General features: G+C 74.5%; 2 protein-coding genes. Both read right to left on the reverse strand.

The genetic code is table 11. The annotated features are described in order from the left end of the window. Positions 1 to 1,709, reverse strand: a 1,709-nt coding sequence (locus AB0G63_RS38995; RefSeq protein WP_360760622.1) for a beta-ketoacyl synthase N-terminal-like domain-containing protein, incomplete at its 3' end; no start/stop codon positions are given. Between the two features lie 85 nt (positions 1,710 to 1,794). Beyond that, a partial coding sequence (locus AB0G63_RS39000; protein ID WP_360760624.1) for a beta-ketoacyl reductase occupies positions 1,795 to 2,900 on the reverse strand: 1,106 nt, incomplete at its 5' end.

The following is a 2,900-nucleotide window of genomic DNA, read 5'->3' on the forward strand; positions in this document are numbered from 1 at the left end:
AACTCCACCCCCATCCCCACCCACTGCGACCCCTGACCCGGAAACACGAACACCACCCTCCCCCCGGTGCCCGCCACCCCCCGCGCCAACGGACGCTCGAGCCCCGCCACCAACTCCTCCCGCGACGCACCCACCACCACCGCACGGTGATCGAACACCGCACGATGCGCCGCCAGGGAGTAGCCGATGTCGAGCGGACGCGGCGCGGTGTCGGCGGCGGCGTGGGCGCGCAGCCGGGTGATCTGGGCGTCGAGGGCGGGAGCGGTCGCGCCGGAGACGGGCCAGACCATCGGGCCGGTCTCGGCGACGAACGGGCCCTCCGGGGGTGTGACGTCGGCGGGTTCGGCGGGTTCGGGGGCTTCTTCGACGATGGCGTGGGCGTTGGTGCCGCTGAGGCCGAAGGAGGAGACGCCCGCGCGGCGCGGGTGGTCCGTGACGGGCCAGGGGCGGGTCTCCAGGAGCAGTTCGACGTCGCCGCTGTCCCATTCGATGTGCGGGGACGGGGCGTCGACGTGCAGGGTCTTCGGCAGCATGCCGTGGCGCAGCGACATGACGGTCTTGATGAGGCCGCCGACGCCGGCGGCGGCCTGGGTGTGGCCTATGTTCGACTTGATGGAGCCGAGCCGAAGCGGCCGGCCTTCGGGCCGGTCCTGTCCGTAGGTGGCGAGCAGGGCGTGGGCCTCGATGGGGTCGCCGAGGGTGGTGCCGGTGCCGTGCGCCTCGACCGCGTCGATCTGGTCGGGGGTGAGGCGGGCGTTCTTCAGGGCGGCGCGGATGACGCGCTGCTGGGCGCGGCCGCTGGGCGCGGTCAGGCCGTTGGAGGCGCCGTCCTGGTTGACCGCCGTACCGCGGACGACGGCGAGGACGCGGTGGCCGTTGCGGCGGGCGTCGGACAGCTTCTCCAGCAGGACCAGGCCGACGCCCTCGGAGAAGGCGGTGCCGTCGGCCGCGGCGGCGAAGGCGCGGCAGCGTCCGCTGAACGCCATGACGCCCTGGGCGCTGAAGCCGACGAACAGGCCGGGCGTGGCCATGACGGTGACGCCGCCGGCGAGGGCCAGGGAGCACTCGCCGGAGCGCAGTGCCTGGGTGGCGAGGTGGACGGCGACGAGGGAGGAGGAGCAGGCGGTGTCGATGGTGACCGCGGGGCCCTCGAAGCCGTAGTGGTAGGCGAGGCGGCCGGAGATGACGCTGGCGACGGTGCCGGTGACGAGGTGTCCCTCGGCGCCCTCGGCGCTGTCGCCGGCGCCGTGGCCGTACGACGGCTGCGCGGCGCCGATGTAGACGCCGGTGGGGGTGCCCTTGAGGCGTGCGGGGTCGATGCCGGCGCGCTCCAGCGTCTCCCAGGAGGTCTCCAGCAGGAGCCGCTGCTGCGGGTCCATGGCGAGCGCCTCGCGCGGCGAGATGCCGAAGAAGCCCGCGTCGAACCGGTCGACGTCCGGGATGAACGCGGCCTCGCGGGCGCTGCCGGTGTCGCCGAGGTCCCAGCCGCGGTTGTCCGGGAACCCGGAGACGGCGTCGCCCTCCCCGAGCACGAACTCCCACAGGTCCTCCGGCGACTCGATGCCTCCGGGATAGCGGCAGCCCATGGCGACCACGGCGATGGGCTCGTGCGCGGCGGTGGACAGCTGCCGGTTCTCCCGGCGCAGCCGCTCGGTCTCCGTCAGGGACGCCCTCAGGGCTTCGACGACCTTGTCCGAGGGGTTACTCATGCTGTGTCTCCGGATCTCCGCGTCACGGATGGGTGGCGTTGCCGTGGGTGGTCGGGGCGGGCGGGGAGGCCGGCCGGTCGCCGGGTCAGGTGTCGTCGCCGTCGAGGGCCAGGGACACCAGGTCGTCGAGGTCCATCTCGGCGATGGACGCCTCCCGTGCCCGGGCGTCCCCTTCCTCTTCCTCGCCCTCGGTCCGGGCGGCGTCGGAACGGGTCTGGGCCAGGCGCAGCAGGGTGTCGAGGACGCCCGCCTCGCGCAGCCGGTCCAGCGGGACGGTGGCCAGCGCGCGCCGCACCGCCGTCTCGTCCGGGGTGTCCGCGCCGGTCTCGGCGGAGTCTTCGCCGGGGGTGAGTCCGGCTCGCAGGTGCTCGGCGAGGTCCTGCGGTGTGGGGTGGTCGAAGACCAGGGTGGCGGGCAGCCGGAGACCGGTGGCGGCGCCGAGCCGGTTGCGCAGTTCGACGGCGGTGAGCGAGTCGAAGCCGAGGTCCTTGAAGGCCCGGTCGCGTTCCACGGCGGCGGTGCCGGTGTGGCCGAGGACGGCCGCCACGTTGCTGAGCACCAGATCGAGGAGGATCGCGCTTCGGCGTTCGGCGGTGAGGCCGGCGAGCCGGCGCAGCAGGGCGGCGCCGTCGGTCTCGTCCGCGGTGCCGTCGCCCGCGGTGCGGCGGGCGGGAGCCGGGCGCACCAGGGCCCGGTACAGGGCGGGGGGTGTGCCGGTCGTGGACTCGCGCAGGGCGTCCGGGTCGAGGCCGACGGGGACGAGGAGCGCCTCGTCGCGGTCCGTGGCGGCGTCGAACAGGGCCAGGCCTTGCTCCGCGGTGAGCGGGGTGACGCCGCCGCGGCCGAAGCGGGCGAGGTCGGTTTCGTCGAGGCCGGCGGTGAGATCGCTGATCTGGTGCCACATGCCCCAGGCGAGGGAGGTGGCGGGCAGGCCGTGCGCGCGCCGGTGGTGGGCGAGTGCGTCGAGGCAGGTGTTGGCGGCGGCGTAGTTGGCCTGTCCGGAGTTGCCGGTGACGCCGGCCGCCGACGAGTACAGGACGAACCGGCGCAGCGGCAGGCCGCGGGTGAGGTGGTGCAGGTTCAGCGCCGCGTCCGTCTTGGGCCGCATGACGTGTTCGACGCGTTCGGCGTCCAGCGAGCCGAGGACGCCGTCGTCCAGGACACCGGCGGTGTGCACGACACCGGTCAGCG

It is taken from the genome of Streptomyces sp. NPDC020996 (assembly GCF_040641355.1).
Classification (GTDB): domain Bacteria; phylum Actinomycetota; class Actinomycetes; order Streptomycetales; family Streptomycetaceae; genus Streptomyces.